Raw genomic sequence first — 25769 nt, 5'->3', positions numbered from 1 at the left:
TGCCTCTGGGCAGTCTGCACGGGTTGTAGCGCAGACGAGTGAAGACTCGACCAAGAGGCATTCCATGGAATGGCTGGGGCTACAACTGTTCGCCGATCTTCCCGCAACCGGGCGTATCGTCATAGACTGCCGTCATGAACCGCTCCTGGTTCTGCTCGCCTATTTCGTTGCTTGCGCGGCCTGTTTCGCCACCCTCGGCATGGCCGAACGCCAGTCCCACAGCGACGACCCCACCGCCCACCGGCAATGGAACATGCTTGGAGCCTGCTGCCTGGCAGGCGGCATATGGGCCATGCACTTCATCAGCATGCTGGCCTTTCGGGCTCCGGTAGAAGTGCACTACGACCCATCCCTGACCATTCTTTCGCTACTCATCGCACTGGGCGTGGCCTGGCTGGCCATGCACAGCCTGGAACGAAGCAAGATGCGTGCGCCCCACTTTGTGCCAAGCGCAGCGCTGATCGGGCTGGGCATCATCCTCATGCATTTTGTCGGTATGGCCGCGATGGAAACGGGGGCCCGCCAGTACTACCAGACCGGCTTGCTACTTGCCTCTGCCGCCATTGCCCTGCTTACCGCCCTGACCGCGCTGTACCTGGCCAGCTACTTGCGCAATGGCAGCGGCACCCTGTACCAGACCATGAAATACGGCGCCAGCCTGCTGATGGCCGGCGGCATCGTCGCCACTCATTTCACCGCGATGTCGGCCATGACCCTGGTTATCCCTGCCGATACCGCACTGCGCCTGCCGTCTGGCGACAACAGCCTGCAGCTGGGACTGGGCATTGGCTTCATCACCCTGCTGATCAGTGGCGCCAGCATCAGCGCCGCACTGGCCGACAAGAAGTTGCAAAGCAAGGAGCACGACCTGCGCCGGGTCAGCGTACTGCTCAGCCAACTGGACCAGGCCCGCGCTTCGCTGCAGCAGGCGGCGAACTACGATGCCCTGACCAACCTGCTCAACCGCCGTGGGTTCAACCAGGTATTCGCCGATTGCCTGGTCGAACATCAGGCCAGCGCAAACCGCCTGGCCGTGATGTTCCTCGATATCGACCATTTCAAGCGCATCAACGACAGCCTCGGCCACGACGCCGGTGACGAACTGCTCAAGGTGATCGCCAACCACATCAAGGCTGCTACCCGCAGCCACGACCTGGTTGCACGCTTTGGTGGCGACGAGTTCTGTGTGGTCACCAGCCTGAACAGCCGCGACGAAGCCCGACACCTGGCCCAGCGCATCATGCAACGGATGAAAGAACCCATCGACCTTGGCGGGCGACGCATGGTCATGACCACCAGCATTGGTATAAGCATCTTCCCGGACGATGGCGGCACAGCCGAAGAGCTGCTCAAGCATGCCGACCTGGCCCTCTACCAATCCAAGGACAACGGCCGCAACAGCCTGAATTTCTTCAACGACAGTCTGAAGGCCCGCGCGTCGATCGCCTTGCAACTGGAAGAAGAGCTGCGCCTGGCCCTGCTCGAAGAACGCGGGCTGTGTGTGCACTACCAGCCGATCTTCGACCTGCGCAGTGGGCAAGTGGCCAAACTGGAAGCGCTGGTACGCTGGCAGCATCCTCAACACGGCCTGCTCGGGCCCGACCGCTTTGTCGGCATTGCCGAAGCCAACGGCCTGATCATCGACCTGGACCTGTGGGTGCTGCGCCACGCCTGTGTCGACCTGGCACTCTTGCAGCGCCACGGCTATGGCAAGGTCAAGGTCACGGTCAATTGCTCGGCAGTCACCCTCAGCCACGATGAACTGCCCAACGAAGTTGAAAAGGCGCTGTTCCACGCCGGCCTTGCGCCGCACCACTTGGAGCTGGAGGTGACCGAGAACGCCCTGGTGGGCGATATCCAGCGCACGGTCAGCCTGCTCAAACGCGTCCGGGCCTTGGGGGTGGCACTTTCGATCGACGATTTTGGTACCGGCTACTCGTCACTGGCCTACCTCAAGCGCCTGCCGCTGGATGTGCTGAAGATCGACCGCACCTTCCTGCAGGATGTACCAGGCAACCAGAAAGACCGCGAAATTGTCCAGGCAATCATCGCCATGGCGCATACCCTGCACCTGCAGGTAGTCAGCGAGGGCGTGGAAACCGCCGAACAGCAGGCTTTCCTGGAAAGCCATGGCTGCGACTACCTGCAGGGCTACCTGTTGGGGCGCCCCGTTCCGCTGACCGAGTTGCGGCCACTGCTAGAGCGGTTGCAGCACCAGAGCGGCCGGATTACACCTTGTTGCGATACAGCTCTACCAGGGTCGCCGGATCTTTTTGCAGGTAACCCTGGCTACCGTGCAGCCGCATCAGTTGCGCGGCAAGGCCACTGAGTGGCGTTGCCGAGCCTTGCTCGCGGGAAAACTTGACTGCGCCATCAAGGTCCTTGAGCAGCGTGCGTACGTGCCACTTGATTGGCTCGAAGCGGCTCTCTGCCATTTGCGGCGCAAGAATCTGCAATGGCTTGGAATCGGCAAAACCACCGGCCAGCGCTTCAGCGATCAGCGTCGCGTCCACGCCCGACTGTTCGGCCAGTGCCACCACCTCTGCAATTACCAGGGCATTGCACGCTACGATCATCTGGTTGCAAGCCTTGGTCACCTGGCCAGCGCCTACCGCCCCCATATGTGTCACGCGCTGACCAAGCACCTGCAGTACCGGGCGTGCACGCTGCAAGTCGGCCGCTTCACCGCCAACCATGATCGCCAGCGTGCCAGCTTCGGCACCAGGCGTACCGCCAGACACCGGTGCATCCAGCCAGGCCATGCCGCACAGTGCTGCCAGTTCGGCAGCCATTTCACGGGTGGCGGTGGGTTCCAGGCTGGAGAAATCGATCAGCAACTGGCCACTGCGCCCGCCTTGGGCAATGCCTTGCTCGCCGAACACCACTTCACGCACCACCGCCGTGTCGGCCAGGCAGAGTAGAACCATGTCGCTGTCACGGCACAATTCGGCCGGGCTGCCGGCCAGGCGCGCGCCAGCAGCGACCAGGGCGGCGCACTTGTCCGGGCTGCGGTTCCAAACCGTGAGCGGATAACCCGCTGCCAGCAGGCGGCGGCACATGGGCAGGCCCATCAGGCCGATGCCGGCGAATCCAAGCGAAGGTAGTGCAGTGCTCATTGATAAACTCCTGACTGATTCGAACATTTCCCAGGCTGGCTAGGATCCCGTTGGCGCCTGACAGAACGGCGGCCACATTACGCATCCCGTAAACTGTTACCGCCACGCCGAATTGTTACTTCCCTCTACCCGCCTTGATTACTTTCAAGCACCAAAACGGAGCTGATGCGTACTTTTGCGCACCAAAAAAGATCACGCCTCTTCCTGGCACTTCACCTGAATCACGATGAACGGTGAAACCACCACCGCCCAGATCTCTGGGTCGCGGCTTTGCAGGTCCAATGCCTGCTCGGCCGACACCGGCCCAACAGTGCCATCACTACGCCACTTGGCGAAGATCTCGCTGCGATTCTCGGCCATCGCCTCGGCAACGGCGATCAGGTCAAGGCTGGGGTCGACCCAAATCAGGTCACCCTTGGCCCAAAAACGCTCCAACGCTTTCCACTCGATGATTGCCGTCTCGCCAAGCAATTTGGCATAGAGGGTGCTTGTTTGATCAGTCATGGGTGGTATCCGCAAAAAATCGGTCAATAAAAAGGCCGGCATTTTTGCAGAAAAACCCGGTTTCAAATATGTAATTTGGTCGATTGGCCCCGAAGTTGTGGGACGGGGCCGCAGATGCAGGCAGTTTGATGGCGCCTTTCTGTATCTTTCTGTCGATCAAGCGACAACGCAGGAAAGACGCACTTTTCGACCGCTTTTCAAGCGCTCGAACAGCGCTCTACACTGTACCGGTACAGTTCCGGGACATGTTCCGGGGGAAGGTGGGCTAGCGCGTTGGCATGGCCACGCCGCAAATCCCGCCCGGTCTGTAGCCCTGGCCGCCAGGACTATAAGAATTACAACAGAATGAGTGGAGCACTATGATCAAGATTTCCAAGCTGTTCGCCGCAATGGTTCTGGCCGGGGTAGCCAGCCATTCGTTTGCCGCCGATACCATCAAGATCGGGATTGCAGGTCCCAAGACCGGCCCTGTCACCCAGTATGGCGACATGCAGTTCATCGGCGCCAAGCAAGCCATCAAGGATATCAACGCCGCGGGCGGCGTAGATGGCAAGATGCTCGAAGCCAAGGAATACGACGACGCCTGCGACCCTAAACAGGCCGTGGCAGTCGCCAACAAAGTGGTCAACGACGGCGTCAAGTTCGTGGTCGGCCACCTGTGCTCCAGCTCCACCCAGCCAGCGTCCGACATCTACGAGGACGAAGGCGTGATCATGATCACCCCCGCCGCCACCAGCCCGGAAATCACCGCCCGTGGCTACCAGCTGATCTTCCGCACTATCGGTCTGGATAGCGCCCAGGGCCCGGCTGCCGGCAACTACATCGCCGACCACGTCAAACCGAAGGTCGTTGCCGTTCTGCACGACAAGCAGCAGTACGGTGAAGGCATCGCCACCGCAGTCAAGCAAACCCTTGAGAAGAAAGGCACCAAAGTGGCCGTCTTCGAAGGCCTGAATGCCGGTGACAAGGACTTCTCCTCGATCATCCAGAAGCTCAAGCAGAACAATGTCGACTTCGTCTACTACGGCGGCTACCACCCAGAGCTGGGTCTGATCCTGCGCCAGGCTCAAGAGAAAGGCCTGAAAGCCAAGTTCATGGGTCCGGAAGGTGTGGGTAACGACTCCATTTCGCAGATCGCCCAGGGCGCTTCCGAAGGCCTGCTGGTCACCCTGCCGAAGTCGTTCGACGCTGACCCGGAGAACAAGAAGATCGTCGACGCCATCAAGGCTGACGGCAAGGACCCAAGTGGCCCGTTCGTATTCCCCGCCTACTCGGCTGTCGAGCTGATCGCTCAAGGCATCAAGAAAGCCGGTTCCGAAGATACCGACAAGGTGGCCAAAGCCATCCACGAAGGCACCTTCAAGACCCCGACCGGTGACCTGTCGTTCGACGATAAAGGCGACCTGAAAGACTTCAAGTTCGTGGTCTATGAATGGCACTTCGGCAAGCCGAAGACCGAAGTCTCCCCTCAGTAACTGCGTGACTAATAGCTGACCTACGAGCCCACTGTGCGAGCAGTGGGCTTCGTTTTATGAGGTTCATGGGCCCCTCCCCGCGATCCGGGGGCGGGCTCACCTGAAAATCTTAAAACCGTCACCCGCGGTTTCCTGGCCGTACCCCTGCCAGTGAAATGCAAATCAGGTTTTTAGGAGCGCTGTAATGCCTGAGATCTACCATTTCTTCCAACAACTGGTTAATGGATTGACCATCGGCAGCACCTATGCCTTGATCGCCATCGGCTACACGATGGTGTACGGCATCATTGGCATGATCAACTTCGCCCACGGCGAGGTGTACATGATCGGTTCCTACGTGGCCTTCATCGCCCTGGCGGGCCTGGCCATGATGGGTATCCATTCGCTGCCGATCCTGATGACCGTCGCCTTCGTCGCGACGATCTTCGTCACCAGTGCCTATGGCTACAGCATCGAACGGGTTGCCTACCGCCCCCTGCGCAACAGCAACCGTCTGATCCCGCTGATTTCCGCCATCGGCATGTCGATTTTCCTGCAGAACACGGTCTTGCTCTCGCAGGACTCCAAGGATAAATCCATCCCCAACCTGATCCCCGGGAGTTTCTCCTTCGGACCAGGCGGTGCTGAAGAAGTACTGATCAGCTACATGCAGATCCTGGTGTTCGTCGTCACCCTGGTGGCCATGACACTGCTCACCCTGTTCATCTCTCGTTCCCGCCTGGGCCGCGCCTGCCGTGCCTGTGCAGAGGACATCAAGATGGCCAACCTGCTGGGCATCAACACCAACAACATCATCGCCCTCACCTTCGTCATCGGGGCCGCCCTGGCTGCCGTGGCGGCCGTGCTGCTGAGCATGCAGTACGGGGTGATCAACCCCAACGCCGGTTTCCTGGTGGGTCTGAAAGCCTTCACCGCAGCGGTGCTGGGGGGCATCGGCAGTATTCCGGGCGCCATGCTCGGTGGGCTGGTGCTGGGTGTAGCCGAAGCGTTTGGCGCCGACATCTTCGGCGACCAGTACAAGGACGTAGTGGCATTCGGCTTGTTGGTTCTTGTCCTGCTATTCCGGCCGACCGGCATCCTGGGCCGCCCGGAGGTTGAAAAAGTATGAACAGAAATCTCAAACAGGCGTTCTTCAGCGCCTTGCTGGTCTGGGCCGTGGCCTTCCCGGTGCTGGGCCTGAAACTGAGCATCGACGGCATCAGCCTGGTCGTGCACAGCCAGGGCTCGTTCACCATCAGCATCATCGCCGTGTGTTCGGTGCTGATGTTCCTGCGCGTGTTGTTCGACAAGCAGTGGAGTTCGGTGATGGGCCGCCGTTCGGATCGCAAGCTGATCCCCCCGGCAGTCAGTAACTACCTCACCCTGCCCAAAACCCAGCGCTATGTCATCATCGGGTTGATCGTGATGGCGCTGGTATGGCCATTCTTCGGCTCTCGCGGTGCAGTCGACATCGCCACGCTGATCCTGATCTACGTGTTGCTGGGCCTGGGCCTGAACATCGTGGTCGGCCTGGCGGGCCTGCTCGACCTCGGCTACGTGGGCTTCTATGCCGTCGGGGCCTACAGCTACGCGATGCTCTCGCATTATCTGGGCTGGAGCTTCTGGGTGTGCCTGCCGATTGCCGGCCTGATGGCTGCCACATTCGGCTTCCTGCTAGGCTTCCCGGTGCTGCGCCTGCGCGGTGACTACCTGGCGATCGTGACACTCGGCTTCGGCGAGATCATCCGCCTGTTCCTGCGTAACCTCACCGACTGGACCGGCGGCCCCAACGGCATCAGCAACATCCCCAAACCGGAACTCTTCGGCCTGACCTTCGAACGCCGTGCAGCCGAGGGCATGCAGACTTTCCACGAGTACTTCGGGCTGCCATACAACTCGATCAACAAGGTCATCTTCCTGTACCTGGTGGCTCTGCTGCTGGCCCTGCTGGCGTTGTTCGTGATCAACCGCCTGCTGCGCATGCCGATCGGTCGTGCCTGGGAAGCACTGCGTGAAGATGAGATCGCCTGCCGTGCACTGGGCCTGAACCCGACCGTGATCAAGCTCTCAGCATTCACCTTGGGCGCCTGCTTCGCCGGTTTCGCCGGCAGCTTCTTCGCCGCGCGCCAAGGCCTGGTGACGCCGGAGTCGTTCACCTTCATCGAGTCGGCGATCATCCTCGCCATCGTCGTGCTTGGCGGCATGGGCTCACAACTGGGCGTGATTCTCGCGGCCATCGTGATGATCCTGCTGCCAGAGCTGATGCGTGAGTTCAGCGAATACCGGATGCTGATGTTCGGTGCGTTGATGGTGTTGATGATGATCTGGCGTCCGCAAGGCCTGCTGCCTATGCAACGTCCACAGATGGAGCTGCCCCGATGAGCCGCGAAATTCTGCAAGTCAGCGGCCTGAGCATGCGCTTTGGCGGCTTGTTGGCGGTCAACGGCGTGGGCCTGACCGTCAAGGAGAAACAGGTAGTGGCGCTGATCGGCCCGAACGGCGCCGGCAAGACCACCGTGTTCAACTGCCTGACCGGCTTTTACAAGCCCAGCGGCGGCACCATCCTGCTCGATGGCCAGCCGATCCAGGGCCTGGCCGGCCACCAGATTGCCCGCAAGGGCGTGGTGCGAACCTTCCAGAACGTGCGCCTGTTCAAGGAAATGACCGCGCTGGAAAACCTGCTTATCGCCCAGCACCGCCACCTCAACACCAACTTCTTCGCCGGCCTGTTCAAGACCCCGGGTTTCCGCCGCAGCGAGAAGGAAGCCCTGGAGCGTGCGCAGTACTGGCTGGAGAAGGTCAACCTCACCGAGTTCGCCAACCGCACCGCCGGCACCCTTGCCTACGGCCAGCAGCGTCGCCTGGAAATTGCCCGCTGCATGATGACCCAACCACGCATCATCATGCTGGACGAACCTGCCGCAGGCCTTAACCCGAAAGAAACCGAAGACCTCAAGGCCCTGATCGCCTACCTGCGTGAGTCGCACAGCGTTACCGTGCTGCTGATCGAGCACGACATGAAGCTGGTGATGAGCATCTCTGACCATATCGTGGTCATCAACCAGGGCACCCCCCTGGCCCACGGTACGCCGGAAGAGATCCGCGATAACCCTGATGTGATCAAAGCCTACCTGGGGGAAGCGTAAATGCTGAAGTTTGAAAACGTTTCCACCTTCTATGGCAAGATCCAGGCGCTGCACAGCGTCAACGTGGAGATCAACCAGGGCGAAATCGTCACCCTGATCGGCGCCAACGGTGCCGGCAAGTCGACCTTGCTCATGACCCTGTGCGGCTCGCCGCAGGCGCACAGTGGCAGCATCAAGTACCTGGGTGAAGAACTGGTCGGCCAGCCGTCCTCGCACATCATGCGCAAAAGCATCGCCGTTGTGCCGGAAGGCCGCCGCGTGTTTGCCCGCCTGACCGTCGAGGAAAACCTGGCAATGGGTGGTTTCTTCACCGACAAGGGCGACTACCAGGAGCAACTGGACAAGGTGTTGCAACTGTTCCCGCGCCTGAAGGAGCGCTACATGCAGCGTGGCGGCACCATGTCCGGCGGCGAGCAGCAAATGCTCGCCATCGGCCGGGCGCTGATGAGCAAGCCCAAGCTGCTGCTGCTCGACGAGCCTTCGCTGGGCCTGGCGCCGATCATCATCCAGCAGATCTTCGACATCATCGAACAGCTGCGCCGCGATGGCGTGACGGTGTTCCTGGTGGAGCAGAACGCCAACCAGGCGCTGAAGATCGCTGACCGGGCTTATGTGCTGGAGAATGGTCGGGTGGTGATGCAGGGTACGGGGGAAGCACTGTTGACCGACCCGAAAGTACGCGACGCGTACCTGGGGGGTTGAATGAAAAAGGGCCTTCGGGCCCTTTTTTCTGCCTGCAGGACGTGTATCGTGGCCAGCTCTTTGGCAAAGATTCCCGGAGCCCGCCCCATGCGCCTCACCCCTACCCTGCTGCTCAGTGCCCTGCTGCCCCTGTTCGCTGGCTGCCAGTTACTGGCCGAGCAGCCCCGTGACCCGAACATCGGCACCACGCGCATGCAGGGCGAACTGAGCGCCAATGGCGGCCGCCTGTTGTTCAAGCCCTGCAGCGAAGCACGCCGCTTCGTGATCAATGACGTCGCCGGCACCGGCATCCTGCCGGAGGCCGCCAACCTGGCCAAGGACGCCAACGCCAAGTTGTTCGCCGACGTGCGTGGTCGCCTCACTGGCGCCAAGCAGGCCGACAACGACGGCCAGCTGGAGGTCAGCCGCCTGTACCGCCTGGAACCCTCCACCCGCGCTTGCGACGACCCCAACTTCAAGCAGCTGACCCTGCGCGCCAACGGCCATGAACCGGACTGGGACATCAAGGCCAGCGGCAAGGGCATGGTCATCGAGCGAATCGGCCAGCCCCCCCTACCCTTGCCGTTCCTGGAAGAAGAAGTACCCGGTGGCGGCTTGACCCTGACCAGCGAAGCCAACGGCCAGCACGTGGAACTGTGGGTCGCTCCGCAGCGCTGCGCAGATATCGCCACTGGCGCCATCCACCACCTGCGCGCCGAACTGCGCATCGACGGCAAGACCTTGCAGGGCTGTGCTTACTACGGCGGCGCACGCGACAACTGATCACCGGGCGTTTTTATCCTGCCAGTAGGGGCAGCGAACAGCTTATACTTGGCGGTTTGTGTAAAGCCGCCGGCCGCCCATGGCCGGGATACTGGACCCTGCCATGCTACGAATCACCGAACTGAAGCTGCCCCTGGACCATCCTGACGAAGCGTTGCGCGAAGCCATCGTCCAGCGCCTGGGCATCCGCGACCAGCAACTGCTCAGCTTCAACCTGTTCAAGCGCAGCTACGATGCGCGCAAGAAGAACAGCGAACTGCTGTTCATCTACACCATCGACCTGGAAGCCAGCAACGAGGCCGAGCTGCTCAGCAAGTTCGCTGATGATCGCAACATCGGCCCTGCGCCAGATGTCACCTACAAGTTCGTCGGCCAGGCCCCGGCAGGTCTGCAGGAGCGCCCGATTGTGGTCGGTTTCGGCCCGTGCGGCATCTTTGCCGGCCTGTTGCTGGCACAGATGGGCTTCAAGCCGATCATCCTCGAACGCGGCAAGGAAGTGCGCCAGCGCACCAAGGACACCTGGGGCCTGTGGCGTAAAAGCGTGCTCAACCCTGAGTCCAACGTGCAGTTCGGTGAAGGCGGCGCCGGCACCTTCTCCGACGGCAAGCTCTACAGCCAGATCAAGGATCCGCAACACCACGGCCGCAAAGTGCTGGAAGAATTCGTCAAGGCCGGTGCGCCGGACGAAATCCTGTACATCAACAAGCCGCACATCGGCACCTTCCGCCTCACCGGCATGGTCGAACAGATGCGCCAGGACATGATCGCCCTGGGAGCCGAAGTGCGCTTCCAGGAAAAGGTCACCGACCTGTTGATCGAAGATGGCCAACTGACAGGTGTCGTGCTTGAGAGCGGCGAACAGCTGCACTCTCGCCATGTGGTATTGGCCCTGGGCCACAGCGCCCGCGACACCTTCCGCATGTTGCATGCCAAAGGTGTCTACATGGAAGCCAAGCCGTTCTCGGTGGGCTTCCGTATCGAGCACCCACAAACGTTGATCGACAAGGCACGCCTGGGCAAGTACGCCGGCCACCCGAAACTGGGTGCTGCCGATTACAAGCTGGTGTATCACGCCAAAAATGGCCGCTCGGTGTACAGCTTCTGCATGTGTCCGGGTGGCACCGTGGTCGCGGCCACCAGTGAGCCAGGCCGAGTCGTCACCAACGGCATGAGCCAGTATTCGCGTAACGAGCGCAACGCCAACTCCGGCATCGTCGTCGGCATCGACCCCGAGCGCGACTACCCGGGTGGCCCGTTGGCCGGTATCGAACTGCAGGAGCGCCTGGAAGCGCACGCCTATGTAATGGGCGGCAGCAACTACCAGGCACCGGCGCAACTGGTGGGTGACTTTGTCGCCGGCCGGCCCTCCACCGCACTGGGCAGTGTCGAGCCGTCCTACAAGCCAGGTGTGACCTTGGGAGACCTGGCACCGAGCCTGCCGGACTTCGCCATCGAGGCGATCCGTGAGGCACTGCCGGCGTTCGACCGGCAGATCAAGGGCTATAACCTGCATGATGCGGTGTTGACCGGAATCGAGACGCGTACCTCGTCGCCACTGCGGATTACCCGGGGTGAGGATTACCAGAGCCTGAACCTCAAGGGGCTGTTCCCGGCGGGTGAAGGGGCTGGGTATGCGGGCGGGATCCTGTCAGCCGGTGTGGATGGTATTCGTATCGCCGAGGCGGTGGCGCGGGATATGCTCGGCCTCTGACTCTTTATCGACTGACAGGGCCTCTTCGCGGGTAAACCCGCTCCTACACGGAACAATGGTCCCCTGTAGGAGCGGGTTTACCCGCGAAAGGGCCCGGTCCGGCATCAGTCTATTCCAGCACCTACTCCAGACTTCCCCTCCCCCACCCTTCCCCAAATCCATCTAGGCTTGCCCTAGGCCTGCCAGCAACAACATATAACAAAAACGAATATGTTTTTTGTTTTAAGGAACATCATCACAGACTAGGGTGTACGCCCGTACCCTTCGTAAACTGCTCATGGAGAGCCTACAGCCCGTGCGTAGCCTGTTTACCCGTTTCTTCCAGCTCGAAGCTGCCAGCGGCCTGCTGCTGATCGCTGCCGCCGTTCTGGCCCTGATCATCAACAACTCGCCGCTGTCCTACCTGTACAACGGCTTGCTCGACGTACCCGTCGCCGTTCAGGTCGGCGCGCTTAACATCGCCAAGCCATTGCTGCTGTGGATCAACGACGGCCTGATGGCCCTGTTCTTCCTGCTCATCGGCCTGGAGGTCAAACGCGAGGTGGTCGACGGACACCTGTCCAAGCCCTCACAAGTAATCCTGCCTGCCACCGCTGCCGTGGGCGGCATGGTGGTGCCAGCGCTGATCTACTGGTTCATCAACCGTGACAACCCTGCAGCCGTGGCCGGCTGGGCAATCCCTACCGCCACCGACATCGCCTTCGCCCTCGGTGTCCTGGCCCTGCTCGGCAAACGCATCCCCGTGTCACTGAAGTTGTTCCTGATGACCCTGGCGATCATCGACGACCTGGGTGCGATCATTGTCATCGCCCTGTTCTACTCCGGCACCCTGTCGAGTGTGTCGCTGCTGCTGGCTGCAGCCTGCCTGGTGGTGCTGGTGGCGATGAACCGGCTTGGCGTGGTCAAGCTCGGCCCCTACATGATCGTTGGTCTGATCCTGTGGGTATGCGTGCTCAAGAGTGGCGTGCATGCCACCTTGGCCGGTGTCGCACTGGCCTTGTGCATTCCGCTGCGTACACGCAATGCTGAATCGTCGCCTCTGCTGGCGCTGGAACACGCCCTGCACCCTTGGGTGGCCTATGCCATCCTGCCACTTTTCGCCTTCGCCAATGCCGGCGTTTCTCTGACAGGCATGACCTTAGACAGCTTCACCCACCCGGTGCCGATGGGCATCACGGTCGGCCTGTTGCTAGGCAAGACCGTAGGGGTTTTCGGCCTGACCTGGGTGGCGGTCAAGCTACGCCTGGCCGCACTGCCGGCAGGTGCTGGTTGGGGGCAAATATTGGGGGTAGCGATACTCTGCGGCATTGGCTTCACCATGAGCCTGTTCGTTGGCTCGCTCGCTTTCGCCCCGGGTAGCAGCGAGTACGCCGGCATGGACCGCATGGGCATTCTTACTGGTTCGTTCTTTGCCGCAGTGATCGGCTACGCCGTCACCGCAATGGCCAGCCGCAAAACCAGCGTTGCCTGACTTGGCTGAAGCATGAAAAAACCCCGACTGGCAGCAGCCATGTCGGGGTTTTGTTTTACTGCGCTACGGTCAGTGCGAAACGCGGCTGGTACCGTCCACAGTCATGATGCGCACGCGGTCGCCAACACGGAAGATTTCGTTCTCCTGCACGGCCTGCACATAGGCGCGCATGCTGCCATCATCTTCACGAACGGTAATTTCGACGCCTTGGGTACGGGTCAGGCCTTCTTCTGCTGCGGAACCCGCCAAGCCACCGGCTACGGCACCGATCACGGCGGCCACGATGCTGCCACGACCACCACCCACAGCGCTGCCGGCTACGCCACCCACGATGGCACCAGCACCGCCGCCAATCGGGGTCTTGGTGCCCTCGATCTTGACCGGACGCAGGGATTCGATGGTGCCCATACGCACGGTTTGCACGCGGCGGGCTTCGTCACGGGAGTAGCTGTCACCGGTCAAGCTCGAGGCACAGCCCCCCAGCAGCAGCGACATGGTGGTAAAGGTCGCCACCAGCAAAGCGGATTTACGCATGGGTAAAGTCTCCATAAGTCAGGTGCTCATTAGACGCTGCACATTGACGGCTGTCACGGTACAAACGTAATAAAATTGTTTTCATTCAGCCGGGGTACAGCCTGCCGGGCTGTGTCGAAGGCCTTTCAAGTGAGACCAAGAATAGCCATGGATTACTTCATCGTCGTGGTCACCACCGTTACGGGACTGTATTTCCACTGGTGGCTATATGTGCGCATGCGCCGCTGGATGGACCGTGACCTGGCATTGTCGCTGGCAGGGGCTGATCCTGAAAAGCGCGCGTTCATGCTGGAAAGGTTGGCGCAGGCGCGGCAGGAGAAAGTGGGGCGTAAGCAACTGGCGGAGTGGTTGGAGCGCGAGGCGGCGGGATATCCGGGGTAGCTTGATCGATGGCTGGGGCCGCTTGGCGGCCCCAGTTACTCAGGGCGCCAGCCGCTCTCTCAGCCACTGCCCATCCACCAGCCGATAGTTCAACCGGTCATGCAGGCGGCTTGCGCGCCCCTGCCAGAACTCGATGCGCTCGGGCAACAAACGGTATCCCCCCCAATGCTCAGGGCAGTGCGGCTGGGTGTCGGAGAATCGCGCTTCGGTGGCCTTTACCAGGCCCTCCAGCTCCTCACGCCCGGCAATCACGCGGCTCTGTGGCGAGGCCCAGGCCCCCAGGCGGCTGCCCAGCGGGCGTACCTGGTAATAGGCATCCGACTCCTGTGCCGTAACCTTCTGCACACGGCCTTCGATGCGTACCTGCCGCTCCAGCGCTGGCCAGAAGAAGGTCATTGCAGCAAAGGGGTTGGCTTGCAGTTGCTGGCCCTTGGCGCTGTCATAGTTGGTGAAGAAGGTGAACCCCTGCTCGTCGAGCCCCTTCAACAGCAATACACGGCAATGCGGGCGACCTTCGCCGTCCACCGTGGCCAAGGTCATGGCGTTGGCTTCCACCGGTACCTGCTCGGTTTTCACCGCATCGGCGAACCACTGTTGGAACAGGGCGAACGGCTCCCCAGGTGCCTGGGCTTCGGTCAGGCCATCACGGGTGTAGTCGCGGCGCATATCGGCCAGGGATTGGGTCATTACTGCGGTTCCTTGACGATCAGTTGGTCTTCGCAGGGCTGTTGGCAGCTACTTTCTTGTCAATAGTAGCTTTTTTGGCTGCTGACTTGGCCGGTGCAGCTTTCTTCTTGGCTGCAGTCTTCGCAGGTGTCTTGGCCTTGGCTACAGGTTTCTTCGCCGCAGTTTTGGCAGCCGGCTTGCTGCCAGCGGCCTTGGCGGCTGGCGCCTTGGCATCCTGCACTGCCACCATCGAGGCTGGGGCGGGTGCCGGGGTGGCCTGCTGGTATTTGGCCAAGAGTGCGACCATGGTGTTCTGTGGGGTCAGCAACATTTCCACCCGGCGGTTCAGGGCGCGCCCCTCGGCGCTGTCGTTGGCAGCGCGCGGCATCACCGAGCCCATGCCCTTGAGGGTCAGGCGGTCACGCTGCAGGCCACTGAGGCGGAAGATGGCCGATACCGACGCGGCGCGCTCCAGGCTGAGCTTCTGGTTGACAACGGCGGCGCCGCTGCTGTCGGCATGGCCCAGTACCAGCACGGCAGTTTTGGGGTCGCCTTCGACAGTCTTGGCGACGCGGGTGATCGGGCCCAGGGACATGGGCAGCAGCATGTTCGGGCGATCAGGATTGTACGAGCTGTCCACCGGCAGGGTTACCGCCAGCACATTGTCGCGACGCTCCAGCTCCAGCTTGCTGTCCTTGATCGCTTCACGCAGCTTGGGCTCGTATTCGTCCAGCCAGGCCTGGGTGGCCTTCTGGTCAATCTTCGGCACCACCGGTCCCTTGGCTTGCTTGTCCTCACCACCAAACGGCCACCACCAGCGGCTGGCGCTTTCGGATTTGGCATCGGCTTTGGCCACCTTTTCAGTGACGGCTGACTTCACTTGCTGCTCGGCAACCTTGTCCGAACCGAAAGGCCACCAGCTGGAACCACCTTCCTTGGAGCCGTCCGGGGAGTGGCTGGCGCAGCCGGTAACGGCGGTCAGGCACAGGGCGAGTGCTAAGGTTTTATGTGAAGACATCAGCGATACACCATGAAATAGAAAGATATTTTGCCTACGAACTTCAGGCGTTGGCATTGAGGATAGTCAAAGGGGTGTGGCAATACCCGCATTACCCGATCAAAGGCAACTGGCAAGAACGCGTACCAGTTTCTGGGCCCGTGGATCCATCAGCACGTAAGGGCCGAGGGTATTGACCACAAAACCGAAGGCCACATCATGCTCCGGGTCGGCAAAACCAACCGAACCACCGGCACCGGGGTGACCAAAGGCGCGGGCGCCGAGGCCAAATGTGGCATTCGCCACATCGGGCTGGTCGAGCATGCAGCCCAGGCCGAAACGGGTCTGGGTGAGCAAGGTACGGTCCTGGCCGAGGCTATGCTCGCGGGTCAGCTCATCGAGCAGTTCGGATTCAAGCAGGCTGCCGTCCAGCAGCCCGGCATAGAACCCCGCCAGGCTGCGTGCGTTGCCATGGCCATTGGCCGCTGGCTGCTGCATGCGCCGCCATTCCGGTTTGTTGGTGCTGGTCAGTATCGCGGGCGGGTTGGTAAAGGCCCGGGTCGACAGTGCCTCGGGCTCGCGCATGGTCACCTGCAGCAAGCGTTGCGCTGCGGCATCTCCAGCATTGCCTTTGCCACGGGCGATATGCGCGACGCGGTGAAACTCTTCGTCAGCCAGGCCAACATGGAAATCCAGCCCCAACGGGCGGGCGGTGCGGGCCACGATCGAGTCGCCAGGGCCACGGCCGTCGGCACGGCGAATCAGTTCGCCGATCAGCCAGCCATAGGTGATGGCGGCATAGCCGTGTTCTGTGCCTGGCGTCCACCACGGTGCCTCGGCAGCCAGGGCATCGACCATGACCTGCCAGTCATACAAGGCTTCGGCCGGCAGCAGCTCACGAATGGCCGGCAAGCCGGCACGGTGGCTGAGCAGCTGGCGCAAGGTGATCGACTGCTTACCCGCCTGGGCAAACTCGGGCCAGTAGTTGGCCACCGGGGCATCGAGGGCCAGCTTGCCCTCGCCGACTAGCTGCAGGGCGGTAACGGCCGCGAAGGTCTTGGTGCAGGAGAACAGGTTGGCGATGGTATCGCTGTGCCATGCCTGCTGGCCGTCCTTGTCGGCACTGCCGGCCCACAGGTCAACGACGGTTTCGCCACCCACCTGGATGCACAGCGCGGCGCCACGCTCCTGGGGATCATCGAACAGCGCGGCAAAGGCTTCGCGCACTGCTTCGAACTTCAGCTCATAGTGACCCTGGATCTGCACCCGCTGCTCTCCGTACGACCATATCCAAAAAGGTGTGCATTGTTTCAGTAGTTGGGTGTTTTGCAAACTGGCTAGGGCCAAGTGGTCGTGACACAAGGCCCTTCTCACCTAAGTTGACTGCATCAACCTGATCTCAGGGGGCCGGTTTTTCCAGCTCGGCACGCAACTGGTTCATGGTGTGCTGATTGCTTTTGCGCACGGCATCGACAAACCCTGGATATGGCATATCGGTAATCGCCACCAGCCCGAGGTGACCGTTCTCACCATCAAGCAGGCGACCGCTGGCCGGTTGGTCGAGGTACTGGAACCAGTGCGCGCCAACGATCATCGGCTGCGCCATGGCCGCCTTGAGGAAGTTTGCGTAGGCCGGGCCGCGATCCTCTTCCCGCGCCAGCTCCAATGGCCCCGGCCAGAACGGCCCGCGATCACGCGAGCCGAACTGGAACTCGGACACCAGCACCGGCTTGTCCAGTTCCGCCAGGCGGGCAAAGTCGTAGCCGTCCTGTGGCTTGAGAGTATAGAAGTTGAAGCTCAGCACATCGCAGAACTCGGCGCAGGCCTCGACCGCCTCCGGTGTGCTGACCGCATAACGGCCACCCAGGAGCATGTGATTGGGCGCATGCCACTTCAACGAATCGGAAATGGTCTTGAAGTAGGTCTCGGCAAATACCCGCTGGAAGTGCTGATAGTCACGCTCGATTTCCGGGTGCTCCGGGTTAGGCAACGGCGCCTCGAAGCCAGGATCTTCCATGAGTTCCCAGGCGGTCAGTTCGATGCCCCAGGCCTTGGACAGCCCCTCCTGGTTGCGATACTTGTCGCGCAACTGCTTGAGGAACGCGCGCTTGGCTGGCACGTCGGTGGTCAGGCGCAAGGTACCGTAAGCCAGGCCATAGCGGGCCTTGGGGTCGCTTCCGGGGGCAGCCCAGGCCAGCTCGTTGTCCGCAAAGTAGCCGATCAACCAAGGGTCATCACGGTGATCGCGAGCGGCAATGGCCACGGCACGTTCGGTGGCCATGGCAAAACGCGGGTCGAACGGGTCGGGCATGCGCCCCCACCAGTCCATGCCAGTGCTGATGCTGGCGTAGTCGCCCTCGATCGACAGCGGCAAGGTATACGGCATGCGTCTGGCTTGGCCAAGAGCCGGCTCACTCCAGTTGCCAACGGTGTTGAACCCCCAGGCCTGAAGGCGGTCAAGCGCGTGCGCCTGCCAGCGGTCGGCATCCAGCGCCGGCGGTGCGCAGTCCGCTGGCTGGCCCTCCACCGCAGGCGGGCAGGGTTTGCCGTAGGCACGCTGCAGGTTGGCGGCGTAGAAGTCGAACCAACGCCCCTGCTTGAAATTGCGCCCTTGCGACGAGGCATTGCCATCGTCGTTGTTGCTTTCGCCATAGAACGCGGCCAGTGCATCGCCCTCGGCGGGCAGGGCCTTGAACATGCCTTCGCGCCCGGCGACATAAGTACGCCCGCCGTCTGCCGCCACGGCGTTCACCCCCAGCGAATAGAACGGGTGCCCATCCGGCGTTACCAGATACCAGCGGCCATCACGCTTTTCAGTGCGAAAGAAGCCCTTGGCTGCAAAGGCCGGCCCACCCACCAGGCCGCCGTAAGCGTCCAACTGCTGCTTGCTGCGCTCCGCCAACCAGCCCTTGAGCTGTTGCTGTTCACGGGTATTGGCCGCCTTGAGCTGCTCGTCACTGGATACCTTCTCGGGCCAGGTCCCGCGAGTCGACTGGCCATAGGCATCAATCAGCTCGTGATAGGCCGCCCTGTACGCCTGGTCGTCATCCTGAATACCGACACGCTCGATCAACAGGCTCTGCGCAACCTTGGGGCTGGGGATGCTCAGGCTGACCGAGGTCACCTGCTTGAGGTCGACTGCACCGGCACTGCTGGTCAACAGAACGCGCTGACCACCATGGTTCCAGGGCATCGGCGGGCCGGCGCGCATGCCCTGGCTCAGAGGTGAGCGGGCCGTCAACGGCACCATCACGGTTTGCGCGGGGCCAGCGGGCAGGTCGATACGGCTGGTCAAGGTGCGCCCATCGCTGCCTTGCACCGTAACATCCACGGTCAATGCCCAATCCATGGCACTTTGCAAGCGCAAGGTCAGGAACTGCCCCGCAGACCAGTCCCACACCCCGCTCTGCGGGCTCAGGCGAAGGGTCGGCTGCTGCGCCGGGTTGAACACCACACGCCGCAACACCTCGCCCTCGGCCGTTTGTTCCGCGTTGTACTGCGGCATGCCGGCATCCACGGTCGCCACATTGACCACCGAGGCCGGGCGCACAAAGCTGAACAGCGTTTGCTGCTCGGCCAGCAAGGGCGAACTGCACAACAAGGCGAAAACAGCGGGCAGGGTGCGGCGGATCATAAGGCGGGGGCTCTCCTTCAAGACCCTGACGGGCCCAAGACGAGTAATGGACAATGCGCCGGAGCAAGTGCTCCGGCGATCAGGAAATTTCCCGCCGGAACGGCGGTAGCGCATTGAGAATAGCCTTGCCGTAACGCTGCGTGACCAAGCGCCGGTCAAGCAAGGTGATAACGCCGCGATCCTGCTCGGTACGCAGAAGGCGACCGCAAGCCTGGATCAGCTTCAACGAGGCGTCGGGCACGGCAATTTCCATGAACGGGTTACCGCCACGTGCCTCGATCCACTCGGCCAGCGCAGCTTCGACCGGGTCGTCGGGCACAGCAAAGGGAATCTTGGCGATGACGACGTGCTCGCAATACGCACCCGGCAGGTCGACACCTTCGGCAAAGCTGGCCAGGCCAAACAGCACGCTGTGCTGGCCATCGTCGACCCTCGCCTTGTGCTTGTTCAGGGTTTCCTGCTTTGAAAGGTTGCCCTGGATGAGCACCAGCTTGCGCCAGTCACGGTCCAGACCATCAAACACATCCTGCATCTGTTTGCGTGACGAGAACAACACCAGCGCGCCACGGGCATCTTCGACGATGTTCGGCAGCTCGCGGATGATCGCTGCAGTGTGCGCGGTAGCATCGCGGGGGTCGGCCTTCAGGTCGGGGACCCGCAAAAGACCGGCATCGCCATGCACAAACGGGCTGGGCACCACACAAGTGACGGCATCGCGCGGCAACCCCGAACGCATGCGGAAACGGTCGAACTTGCCCAGCGCTGTCAATGTCGCCGAAGTCACAAGCGCACCGTGCGCCACGCTCCACAGGCTGCGCCGCAGCATTTCTGCGGCGAGGATGGGGCTGGCGTTGACTTCGATGTCGAACAGCGCGCCACTCTCGGCCAAGGTCAGCCAGCGCGCCATGGGCGGGCTGTCTTCTGGGTCTTCGGCAGTGAAGGCCGTCCACAGCTCCCAGTTGCCCTGGGCACGGGTGACCAGGCTGCCGAACAGCGGATACCACTCTTCGGCCTGATGGCTGGCGATGCCGATGTTGACCTCACCGTCCATGCCTTCCTTGAGCAGGTCAGCCAGGCGGGTGAACAGATCGTTGAGGCGGGCAAAGCCCTTTTTCAGTTCGATGCCCACTTCGCGAATCTGCTCCGGCACCACCCCACCCTCGAAACGGTAACGCGGGCGTTCACGGCCTTCGGTGTCCTCGCTGGGACGGAAGTCGGCCACCTGTTCACAAAGGGTGAACATGAACTGCTGCTGGGTGCGTACTTCTCGCGCCAGCTCCGGCACCTGCTCGATGTACTTGCCCAGGTCGCCGGGCAGCGGATGCTGGGCCAGCAATTTGGTCAGGTTCTTGGCGGTCTGTTCCAGCCAGTCGGCGGTGGAACGCAGCCGCGAATAATGGGCGAAATGGCCGATGGCCTTGTCTGGCAGATGATGGCCTTCGTCGAACACGTACATGGTATCGCGCGGGTCGGGTAACACCGCACCGCCACCCAGGGCCAGGTCGGCCAGGACCATGTCGTGGTTGGTGACGATCACATCGACCTTGCCCATGCCTTCGCGAGCCTTGTAGAACACGCACTGCTGGAAGTTGGGGCAGTGGCGGCCGGTGCACTGGCTGTGGTCGGTGGTCAGCCGTGCCCAGTCCTGGTCTTCCAGGGCCTCTGGCCAGCTGTCACGGTCACCGTCCCAGCGGTTGCCGGCAAGCTTCTCGATCATGCTGTTGAACAACTTCTGGCTGCGCTCGTCGACTTCGATACGGAAGCCTTCTTCCTCGAACAACTGAGCCGTGGCTGACTGGGCGTGGCCTTCCTGCAACAGGATGTCGAGCTTGGACAGGCACAGATAGCGGCCACGACCCTTGGCCAGGGCGAAGCTGAAGTTGAGGCCACTGCTGCGCATCAGGTCGGGCAGGTCCTTGAAGACGATCTGCTCTTGCAGGGCTACGGTAGCCGTGGCGATCACAAGGCGTTTGCCGGCGGCCTTGGCCGCCGGGATGGCAGCCAGGCTGTAGGCTACCGTCTTGCCGGTACCGGTGCCCGCTTCCACGGCCACCACGGCAGGCTCGCCAGCGCGGCGGCCTTCATCGTCGCAGGCAATGTCGCCAAGCACTTTGGCCACTTCGGCGATCATCAGGCGTTGGCCATAGCGCGGCTTGAGGCTCTTGGCTTCGAGAAAACGCGAATAGGCGCCCTGGATAGTGGCTTTGAGTTCGTTGCTGATCATGGTCTGCAGGCGCCCGGAGGGCTGGATATATTTTCAGTGTTTCGCATGAGGCGGCTATCATACCCCGCTATTGCCCTTTCTGCCGCATGGAGATCCGAATGCTCGCCTTTGCCCTGCCCTACACACTGCATGTTCTGGCCGCCCTGGTATGGGTCGGCGGCATGTTCTTCGCCTGGCTGGTGCTGCGCCCGGCAACGGTTGCAGCCCTGGAAGGGCCTGCCCGCCTGCGCTTGTGGGTGGAAGTTTTCCGACGCTTCTTCGGCTGGGTCTGGCTGGCGGTGGCGATTTTGGCGATAAGTGGTATCGGCATGTTGCACATGCGCTTCAGCGGTTTCGAAACGGCGCCCCGGTACGTGCACGTAATGATAGGTGGCGGGATCGCCATGCTTGCCTTGTTCATGCGCATTCAGGCGTTGCTGCTGCCAGAATTGAAGGCAGCAGTGCAGGCCGAGGACTGGCCGGCAGGGGCGGCGGTACTGGGGCGCATTCGGCGGATGGTGGGTATCAATCTGCTGCTGGGGCTGGCCGTGGTTGCGGTGGCCAGTTCGCGGCTGGTGATCTGACAGGTTCTGCGCGCAACCTGTAGCGAAGCCGGCGCCACGGTGAATGTCACCGGCGTTGCCGGTGTTCGCGGGCAAGCCCCCTCCAGCAAGGGGCCGCAGTGAGAATCAGAGCCGCTGCAAGATCAGTTCAGCCGCGGCGCCTTCCGCGCACGGGGAATGGACATCACATGGAAGATACCCGTCAACAGTATTTGCAAACGGTCAAACCAGCGGTGACTGCGTCCGCGCAGGCTGCGATTGAAGAACAGCACTTCAAGCAGGTGCAGGCCCAACAAGACGATGCCGGCAGCATTGATCAGCAGATTGAAGGGCAAGGGTTGTGGCATCAACTGATTGAACAACACCACCCCCCAGAAAGCGACCGTCAGGACCTTGCCCAGGCCCAGGATGAACTTCATACCCCGCCCCTATCGATTGTTCTCATGTCGAGGCAGCCTGATCGAGCAAACCATGCGAACAGCATTCACGGTAATGCCAAGGCAGGCGCCAACACCACTCAGTTGAGGTGCAGTTCCACCCGTCGGTTGCGCGCGCGGCCCTCGTCGGTTTCGTTGTCGGTAACCGGCTCGCTTTCCCCGCGGCCCTGGCTGGTGACCTTGCCCATCTCCAGGCCCTGCCCAATCAAGTACTCGGCCACGCTGCTGGCGCGGCGTTCGGAAAGTGCCTGGTTGTAGCTGTCGGAGCCCACACTGTCGGTGTGCCCGATCACACGGACCTTGGCCACCGTCGGTGAATTGAGTTTCGCCACCAGGCCTTGCAGGCGTTGCTGGGCCGCCGGCGTCAGTTCGGCGGAGTCGAAGGCGAACATCACCGCGCCGTTGTCATCGAGGGTGATCACCTCTGGCGAGGGTTCGGGAGCACTGGCAGGTGGCGCGACCGGGTACTGTTTCAGTGGGCAACCCATGTGGTCGACCGCCGTGTTGGCAGGGGTCTCGGGGCAGTGATCACGTCGGTCGAAAATGCCGTCACCATCTTCGTCACCGTCCTGGGCGTAACAAATCAGCCCCCCGGCGATGGCGCCCAAGGCACCACCACCGGCAGCCCAGGAAGAACTCTCGATGGCGCCAAGGCCACCACCGACCAAGCCGCCCAGCAGGCTGCAGATGGGCCAGGTCCTTTGGTTGAGGGGCGCGCTGCCATCACTGTGCGTGGCACAGCCCGCGAGCAGGCTGGCAGCCACCAACAGCGGCAATGCCGCCTTCGACGTCACACTCATGCTGAATGCTCCTGTGTCATTGGCCACAAACGGCTGGCCGGCATGAAGACGCGCCCGTGCCACTGCTCAAGGCACGGGCGCATGCCGCCTTACCGCTGGATCTTGATCTCGGTACGACGGTTCATGGCACGCCCTTCGGCCGTGGCGTTGTCTGCCACCGGCTGGGTTTCACCCGCGCCGACTACCGAAACGAAGCTGCTGCGCGGTACACCGCTTTCGACCAGATAGTCGGTCACCGAATGGGCGCGTCGCTCGGACAGTTTCTGGTTGTAACTGTCGGAACCGACGCTGTCGGTATGGCCGCTGACGCTAAGGCGGGCAGATGGCGCTTCCTGCTTCAGGCGCGTGGCAATGGTATTGAGGCGCTCTTTGTCACTGGCAGTCAGGCGCGCAGAATCGAACTCGAAGTGCACATCACGGATGACAATGACTTCTTCCTTCTGCACCACCACTTCTTCGACCACCGCGACCGGCTCAGGCGGGCATCCGTTGGCATCGACCTGCACACCACGCGGGGTGCCAGGGCATTTGTCACGGCTGTCGGGCACGCCGTCGCCATCCTCGTCGCCATCGCCGTGGGCCCAGCAATAGCCCGCCGCCAGGCCACCGCCCAGCAACGCACCCCAGCCAGCCCAGCTGGAACTTTCGATGGCGCCCAGGGCGGCGCCGCCTACACCCCCGACGGCGGCACATTTCGGCCAGTCGGTTTTTTGCAAACCTGCACAACCAGTCAACACACTGGTGAGCAGTACCAGGGGTATCGCTGTGCGTACTATGCTCATTTCATTGCTTCTCCTAGGGGGAATCGGCATAAGACCGATCTCTGGGAGTAAAGACCGCTCATCCCAACCCTGCCAGCAATAAGCTACGTCACGGCCACATGCCTCTTTGCCCACACGCCGCAGCCCGCTAGTCTTGGACGACTAGAACGAGGAATGGCAATGACCGAAGGTTTTTCCAAACGCACCCCTCAACAGGCCCTGGCGGCCCTGCTCGAGCGCTTCACTCCACAACGGCTGCTGCTGGTAGGTACGCGCTTTCCGGCGCTGGACGCCTTCGCTCAGGCGCACCCCCAGGTGACCATCGACATCGCCGCCCCTGGCCCGCTGCCGGCCGAACTGGCTGCCCAGCGCTTTGACCTGGCGGTATTGGTGGACTGCCTGGAACACTTGCCCAAGCGCACCGGCCTGGAGCTGCTCGGCGGCATTCGCAACCTCAATGCCAGCCGCGTTGCAGTGCTGGCCGACCTGGCCGCCTGCGGCTGGCAGGACACCGACTTTTTCGCCCTGGCCTTGTCGGCCAGCGAGAAATTCTGCCGTGACCAACAGGTTTTGAGCCTGTTCACCTATGATCTACATGACTATAAGCAGGTCCCGGACTGGCTCAACGCCAGGTTCTGGGCCAACCCTGAAAACTTTGGCAAGTACTGGTGGTGATGATGAGTGTCTCGGTCTGCCCTTGTGGCAGTGGCAACCTGCTTGACGCCTGCTGCGGGCATTACCATGCCGGTACCCCGGCACCGGATGCCCAGGCCCTGATGCGCTCACGCTACAGTGCGTACGTGCTGGGCCTGGTCGACTACCTGGTAGCCACCACCCTGCCGGTTCAGCAAGCCGACCTGGACCGTGCTGCCATGGCCGACTGGAGTGCACAGAGCACCTGGCTGGGCCTGGAGGTGGAAAGCGCAGAAGTGCTGGGCGGCCAGCCGGAACACGGCTTCGTCACCTTCACCGCGCGCTGGCACGACCAGGACGGCGATCATCAGCACCGTGAACGCTCGGCCTTCGTCCAGCATGCCGGGCGCTGGTACTTCATCGACCCGACGGTCGGGCTGAAGGCCGGGCGCAACGACCCCTGCCCTTGCGCCAGCGGGCACAAATTCAAGAAATGCTGCGCCAGCTACGTAGGGAACTGAACATGATCAAGCGCACCCGTCTGCTACTGCTCGGTGCGCTGCTGACATGGCTGACGGGCTGTGCCAGTTGGGGCGAAGACTGGCGCGAGCCCGAAGTGCACCTGGTCGAGGTCGAAACGGTCAAGGCCAGGTTGCTGGAACAGGAGTTCGTGTTGCACGTGCGGGTCGACAACCCCAATGACAGCCGCCTGTTCATACGCAACGTGTCGTATGCAATACGCCTCAATGACCTGCTCCTGGTGCAGGATGAAGCCAGCGTATGGCGCAGCGTGGGAGGGCATGCACGGCGCACTTTCAAGATAACCGCACGCACCAACCTGTGGCAGCACCTGAAACCACTGGCCAAACTGCTGAGAAGCAAGCAGCCACTGCATTACACCCTGCAGGGCGAACTGGCGACCGGGTTGCTGATCCATCGGGACCTGCACATATCACGCAGTGGTGAGATAATCCCCGGCGATCACATACCGGAGTAACCCTGCAATGTCCCAACAACCCCACGTTCATGGCCCTGACTGCAACCATGACCATGATCACCACCACGACCACGGCCATGTACACGGCCCGCACTGCAACCACGGCCACCAGGAGCCGGTACGCAACGCCCTGAAGGACGTTGGCCGTAACGACCCGTGCCCGTGCGGTAGCGAGAAAAAGTACAAGAAGTGCCACGGCGCCTGATCGACTGACTCGATAAAAATCTGAGAGATTGCACGATCACTGTGTTCGCGGGCGCGCCCGCGAACACGGGCGAAGCCCGTGCCATCCACAGC

General features: G+C 61.9%; 26 protein-coding genes. 15 read left to right on the top strand and 11 right to left on the bottom strand.

Going from position 1 to position 25769, the window contains the following annotated elements; translation table 11 throughout:
* Positions 1-64: 64 nt before the first annotated feature.
* Positions 65-2329: an EAL domain-containing protein gene (locus tag GST84_06105; protein ID XGB11959.1), complete on the top strand. Its 2265-nt coding sequence runs from the start codon at positions 65-67 to the stop codon at positions 2327-2329.
* Here GST84_06105 and GST84_06100 read toward each other — a convergent pair.
* Both GST84_06100 and GST84_06095 read right to left on the bottom strand, forming a co-directional pair.
* Positions 2229-3116 carry an NAD-binding protein gene (locus tag GST84_06100; protein ID XGB11958.1) on the bottom strand — a complete coding sequence of 296 codons (888 nt, stop codon included), beginning with the start codon at positions 3114-3116 and terminating at the stop codon, positions 2229-2231. The genes GST84_06105 and GST84_06100 overlap by 101 nt on opposite strands.
* A 192-nt stretch (positions 3117-3308) precedes the next feature.
* The gene (locus tag GST84_06095) at positions 3309-3620 is read right to left on the bottom strand and encodes a DUF2288 family protein (protein XGB11957.1); all 312 of its coding nucleotides are present in this window, start codon (positions 3618-3620) and stop codon (positions 3309-3311) included.
* Positions 3621-3979: 359 nt separating this feature from the next.
* On the opposite strand from GST84_06095, the gene GST84_06090 reads away from it, so the two are divergent.
* The 8 genes from GST84_06090 to nhaA all read left to right on the top strand — a co-directional run bounded on the left by GST84_06090 (position 3980) and on the right by nhaA (position 12866).
* The gene (locus GST84_06090) at positions 3980-5095 is read left to right on the top strand and encodes a high-affinity branched-chain amino acid ABC transporter substrate-binding protein (protein XGB11956.1); all 1116 of its coding nucleotides are present in this window, start codon (positions 3980-3982) and stop codon (positions 5093-5095) included.
* Positions 5096-5279: 184 nt separating this feature from the next.
* Positions 5280-6203, top strand: a complete 924-nt coding sequence (gene livH, locus GST84_06085; GenBank protein XGB11955.1) for a high-affinity branched-chain amino acid ABC transporter permease LivH — start codon at positions 5280-5282, stop codon at positions 6201-6203.
* A complete protein-coding gene (livM, locus tag GST84_06080; protein XGB11954.1) occupies positions 6200-7456 on the top strand; it encodes a high-affinity branched-chain amino acid ABC transporter permease LivM in 1257 nt (418 codons plus the stop codon). The genes livH and livM overlap by 4 nt, the downstream gene beginning before the upstream one ends.
* Positions 7453-8220 carry a high-affinity branched-chain amino acid ABC transporter ATP-binding protein LivG gene (livG, locus tag GST84_06075; protein XGB11953.1) on the top strand — a complete coding sequence of 256 codons (768 nt, stop codon included), beginning with the start codon at positions 7453-7455 and terminating at the stop codon, positions 8218-8220. Before livM ends, livG begins: the two co-directional genes overlap by 4 nt.
* On the top strand, positions 8221-8922 hold the full coding sequence (locus GST84_06070; protein ID XGB11952.1) for an ATP-binding cassette domain-containing protein: 702 nt from the start codon (positions 8221-8223) through the stop codon (positions 8920-8922).
* Between the two features lie 87 nt (positions 8923-9009).
* Positions 9010-9684, top strand: a complete 675-nt coding sequence (locus GST84_06065; GenBank protein XGB11951.1) for a hypothetical protein — start codon at positions 9010-9012, stop codon at positions 9682-9684.
* A 103-nt stretch (positions 9685-9787) separates the two neighbouring features.
* Complete coding sequence (locus GST84_06060) at positions 9788-11395, top strand: hypothetical protein (protein ID XGB11950.1); 1608 nt, start codon at positions 9788-9790, stop codon at positions 11393-11395.
* A gap of 277 nt (positions 11396-11672) precedes the next feature.
* Positions 11673-12866: a Na+/H+ antiporter NhaA gene (gene nhaA / locus GST84_06055; protein XGB11949.1), complete on the top strand. Its 1194-nt coding sequence runs from the start codon at positions 11673-11675 to the stop codon at positions 12864-12866.
* Positions 12867-12935: 69 nt separating this feature from the next.
* On the opposite strand, the gene GST84_06050 is transcribed toward nhaA, so the two are convergent.
* The gene (locus GST84_06050) at positions 12936-13400 is read right to left on the bottom strand and encodes a glycine zipper 2TM domain-containing protein (GenBank protein ID XGB11948.1); all 465 of its coding nucleotides are present in this window, start codon (positions 13398-13400) and stop codon (positions 12936-12938) included.
* Positions 13401-13547: 147 nt separating this feature from the next.
* On the opposite strand from GST84_06050, the gene GST84_06045 reads away from it, so the two are divergent.
* The gene (locus tag GST84_06045) at positions 13548-13781 is read left to right on the top strand and encodes a hypothetical protein (GenBank protein XGB11947.1); all 234 of its coding nucleotides are present in this window, start codon (positions 13548-13550) and stop codon (positions 13779-13781) included.
* A 39-nt stretch (positions 13782-13820) separates the two neighbouring features.
* Here the strand turns inward: GST84_06045 and pdxH are convergent, their stop codons facing one another.
* The 5 genes from pdxH to dinG form a co-directional block, all read right to left on the bottom strand.
* The gene (pdxH, locus tag GST84_06040) at positions 13821-14468 is read right to left on the bottom strand and encodes a pyridoxamine 5'-phosphate oxidase (GenBank protein ID XGB11946.1); all 648 of its coding nucleotides are present in this window, start codon (positions 14466-14468) and stop codon (positions 13821-13823) included.
* Positions 14469-14487: 19 nt separating this feature from the next.
* Positions 14488-15465 (bottom strand): OmpA family protein, encoded by a 978-nt coding sequence (locus tag GST84_06035; protein XGB11945.1) that lies wholly within the window; start codon positions 15463-15465, stop codon positions 14488-14490.
* A gap of 99 nt (positions 15466-15564) precedes the next feature.
* Entirely contained in the window at positions 15565-16710 is a 1146-nt protein-coding gene (locus tag GST84_06030) for an EstA family serine hydrolase (protein XGB11944.1), read from the bottom strand.
* 133 nt (positions 16711-16843) lie between these two features.
* A complete protein-coding gene (locus GST84_06025; GenBank protein XGB11943.1) occupies positions 16844-19078 on the bottom strand; it encodes a beta-agarase in 2235 nt (744 codons plus the stop codon).
* Positions 19079-19157: 79 nt separating this feature from the next.
* On the bottom strand, positions 19158-21302 hold the full coding sequence (gene dinG / locus GST84_06020; protein XGB11942.1) for an ATP-dependent DNA helicase DinG: 2145 nt from the start codon (positions 21300-21302) through the stop codon (positions 19158-19160).
* Positions 21303-21400: 98 nt separating this feature from the next.
* Here dinG and GST84_06015 point away from each other — a divergent pair, with 98 nt between their 5' ends.
* Positions 21401-21865, top strand: a complete 465-nt coding sequence (locus tag GST84_06015; protein ID XGB11941.1) for a hypothetical protein — start codon at positions 21401-21403, stop codon at positions 21863-21865.
* A gap of 122 nt (positions 21866-21987) precedes the next feature.
* Here the strand turns inward: GST84_06015 and GST84_06010 are convergent, their stop codons facing one another.
* The 3 genes from GST84_06010 to GST84_06000 all read right to left on the bottom strand — a co-directional run bounded on the left by GST84_06010 (position 21988) and on the right by GST84_06000 (position 23863).
* A complete protein-coding gene (locus tag GST84_06010) occupies positions 21988-22263 on the bottom strand; it encodes a DUF1145 domain-containing protein (GenBank protein ID XGB11940.1) in 276 nt (91 codons plus the stop codon).
* Between the two features lie 98 nt (positions 22264-22361).
* A complete protein-coding gene (locus GST84_06005; protein XGB11939.1) occupies positions 22362-23081 on the bottom strand; it encodes an OmpA family protein in 720 nt (239 codons plus the stop codon).
* An 89-nt stretch (positions 23082-23170) separates the two neighbouring features.
* Entirely contained in the window at positions 23171-23863 is a 693-nt protein-coding gene (locus tag GST84_06000) for an OmpA family protein (GenBank protein XGB11938.1), read from the bottom strand.
* A gap of 159 nt (positions 23864-24022) precedes the next feature.
* Between GST84_06000 and GST84_05995 the strand changes: the two genes are divergently transcribed.
* Genes GST84_05995 through GST84_05980 form a run of 4 tightly spaced genes read left to right on the top strand, consistent with a single transcriptional unit; the run spans position 24023 to position 25677 of the window.
* Positions 24023-24517 carry a hypothetical protein gene (locus tag GST84_05995; GenBank protein XGB11937.1) on the top strand — a complete coding sequence of 165 codons (495 nt, stop codon included), beginning with the start codon at positions 24023-24025 and terminating at the stop codon, positions 24515-24517.
* Positions 24518-24519: 2 nt separating this feature from the next.
* Positions 24520-24996 (top strand): YchJ family protein, encoded by a 477-nt coding sequence (locus tag GST84_05990; protein ID XGB11936.1) that lies wholly within the window; start codon positions 24520-24522, stop codon positions 24994-24996.
* Positions 24997-24998: 2 nt separating this feature from the next.
* Positions 24999-25472, top strand: coding sequence for a hypothetical protein (locus GST84_05985; GenBank protein XGB11935.1), 474 nt, complete (start codon positions 24999-25001; stop codon positions 25470-25472).
* Positions 25473-25479: 7 nt separating this feature from the next.
* Entirely contained in the window at positions 25480-25677 is a 198-nt protein-coding gene (locus tag GST84_05980; protein XGB11934.1) for a zinc chelation protein SecC, read from the top strand.
* The last annotated feature ends 92 nt before the right edge of the window (positions 25678-25769 follow it).

This window comes from Pseudomonas putida, from assembly GCA_041879295.1.
GTDB classification, from domain to species: domain Bacteria; phylum Pseudomonadota; class Gammaproteobacteria; order Pseudomonadales; family Pseudomonadaceae; genus Aquipseudomonas; species Aquipseudomonas putida_Y.
The sequence above is the reverse complement of the archived record's forward strand: the minus strand, read 5'-3'. Positions and strand labels throughout refer to the sequence as shown.

Bases quoted from the DNA above. Each gene is read 5' to 3' on its own strand.
- GST84_06105 (XGB11959.1), top strand. From the start codon at position 65: ATGGAATGGCTGGGGCTACAACTGTTCGCCGATCTTCCCGCAACCGGG.
- GST84_06100 (XGB11958.1), bottom strand. From the start codon at position 3,116: ATGAGCACTGCACTACCTTCGCTTGGATTCGCCGGCATCGGCCTGATG.
- GST84_06095 (XGB11957.1), bottom strand. From the start codon at position 3,620: ATGACTGATCAAACAAGCACCCTCTATGCCAAATTGCTTGGCGAGACG.
- GST84_06090 (XGB11956.1), top strand. From the start codon at position 3,980: ATGATCAAGATTTCCAAGCTGTTCGCCGCAATGGTTCTGGCCGGGGTA.
- livH (XGB11955.1), top strand. From the start codon at position 5,280: ATGCCTGAGATCTACCATTTCTTCCAACAACTGGTTAATGGATTGACC.
- livM (XGB11954.1), top strand. From the start codon at position 6,200: ATGAACAGAAATCTCAAACAGGCGTTCTTCAGCGCCTTGCTGGTCTGG.
- livG (XGB11953.1), top strand. From the start codon at position 7,453: ATGAGCCGCGAAATTCTGCAAGTCAGCGGCCTGAGCATGCGCTTTGGC.
- GST84_06070 (XGB11952.1), top strand. From the start codon at position 8,221: ATGCTGAAGTTTGAAAACGTTTCCACCTTCTATGGCAAGATCCAGGCG.
- GST84_06065 (XGB11951.1), top strand. From the start codon at position 9,010: ATGCGCCTCACCCCTACCCTGCTGCTCAGTGCCCTGCTGCCCCTGTTC.
- GST84_06060 (XGB11950.1), top strand. From the start codon at position 9,788: ATGCTACGAATCACCGAACTGAAGCTGCCCCTGGACCATCCTGACGAA.
- nhaA (XGB11949.1), top strand. From the start codon at position 11,673: ATGGAGAGCCTACAGCCCGTGCGTAGCCTGTTTACCCGTTTCTTCCAG.
- GST84_06050 (XGB11948.1), bottom strand. From the start codon at position 13,400: ATGCGTAAATCCGCTTTGCTGGTGGCGACCTTTACCACCATGTCGCTG.
- GST84_06045 (XGB11947.1), top strand. From the start codon at position 13,548: ATGGATTACTTCATCGTCGTGGTCACCACCGTTACGGGACTGTATTTC.
- pdxH (XGB11946.1), bottom strand. From the start codon at position 14,468: ATGACCCAATCCCTGGCCGATATGCGCCGCGACTACACCCGTGATGGC.
- GST84_06035 (XGB11945.1), bottom strand. From the start codon at position 15,465: ATGTCTTCACATAAAACCTTAGCACTCGCCCTGTGCCTGACCGCCGTT.
- GST84_06025 (XGB11943.1), bottom strand. From the start codon at position 19,078: ATGATCCGCCGCACCCTGCCCGCTGTTTTCGCCTTGTTGTGCAGTTCG.
- dinG (XGB11942.1), bottom strand. From the start codon at position 21,302: ATGATCAGCAACGAACTCAAAGCCACTATCCAGGGCGCCTATTCGCGT.
- GST84_06015 (XGB11941.1), top strand. From the start codon at position 21,401: ATGCTCGCCTTTGCCCTGCCCTACACACTGCATGTTCTGGCCGCCCTG.
- GST84_06010 (XGB11940.1), bottom strand. From the start codon at position 22,263: ATGAAGTTCATCCTGGGCCTGGGCAAGGTCCTGACGGTCGCTTTCTGG.
- GST84_06005 (XGB11939.1), bottom strand. From the start codon at position 23,081: ATGAGTGTGACGTCGAAGGCGGCATTGCCGCTGTTGGTGGCTGCCAGC.
- GST84_06000 (XGB11938.1), bottom strand. From the start codon at position 23,863: ATGAGCATAGTACGCACAGCGATACCCCTGGTACTGCTCACCAGTGTG.
- GST84_05995 (XGB11937.1), top strand. From the start codon at position 24,023: ATGACCGAAGGTTTTTCCAAACGCACCCCTCAACAGGCCCTGGCGGCC.
- GST84_05990 (XGB11936.1), top strand. From the start codon at position 24,520: ATGAGTGTCTCGGTCTGCCCTTGTGGCAGTGGCAACCTGCTTGACGCC.
- GST84_05985 (XGB11935.1), top strand. From the start codon at position 24,999: ATGATCAAGCGCACCCGTCTGCTACTGCTCGGTGCGCTGCTGACATGG.
- GST84_05980 (XGB11934.1), top strand. From the start codon at position 25,480: ATGTCCCAACAACCCCACGTTCATGGCCCTGACTGCAACCATGACCAT.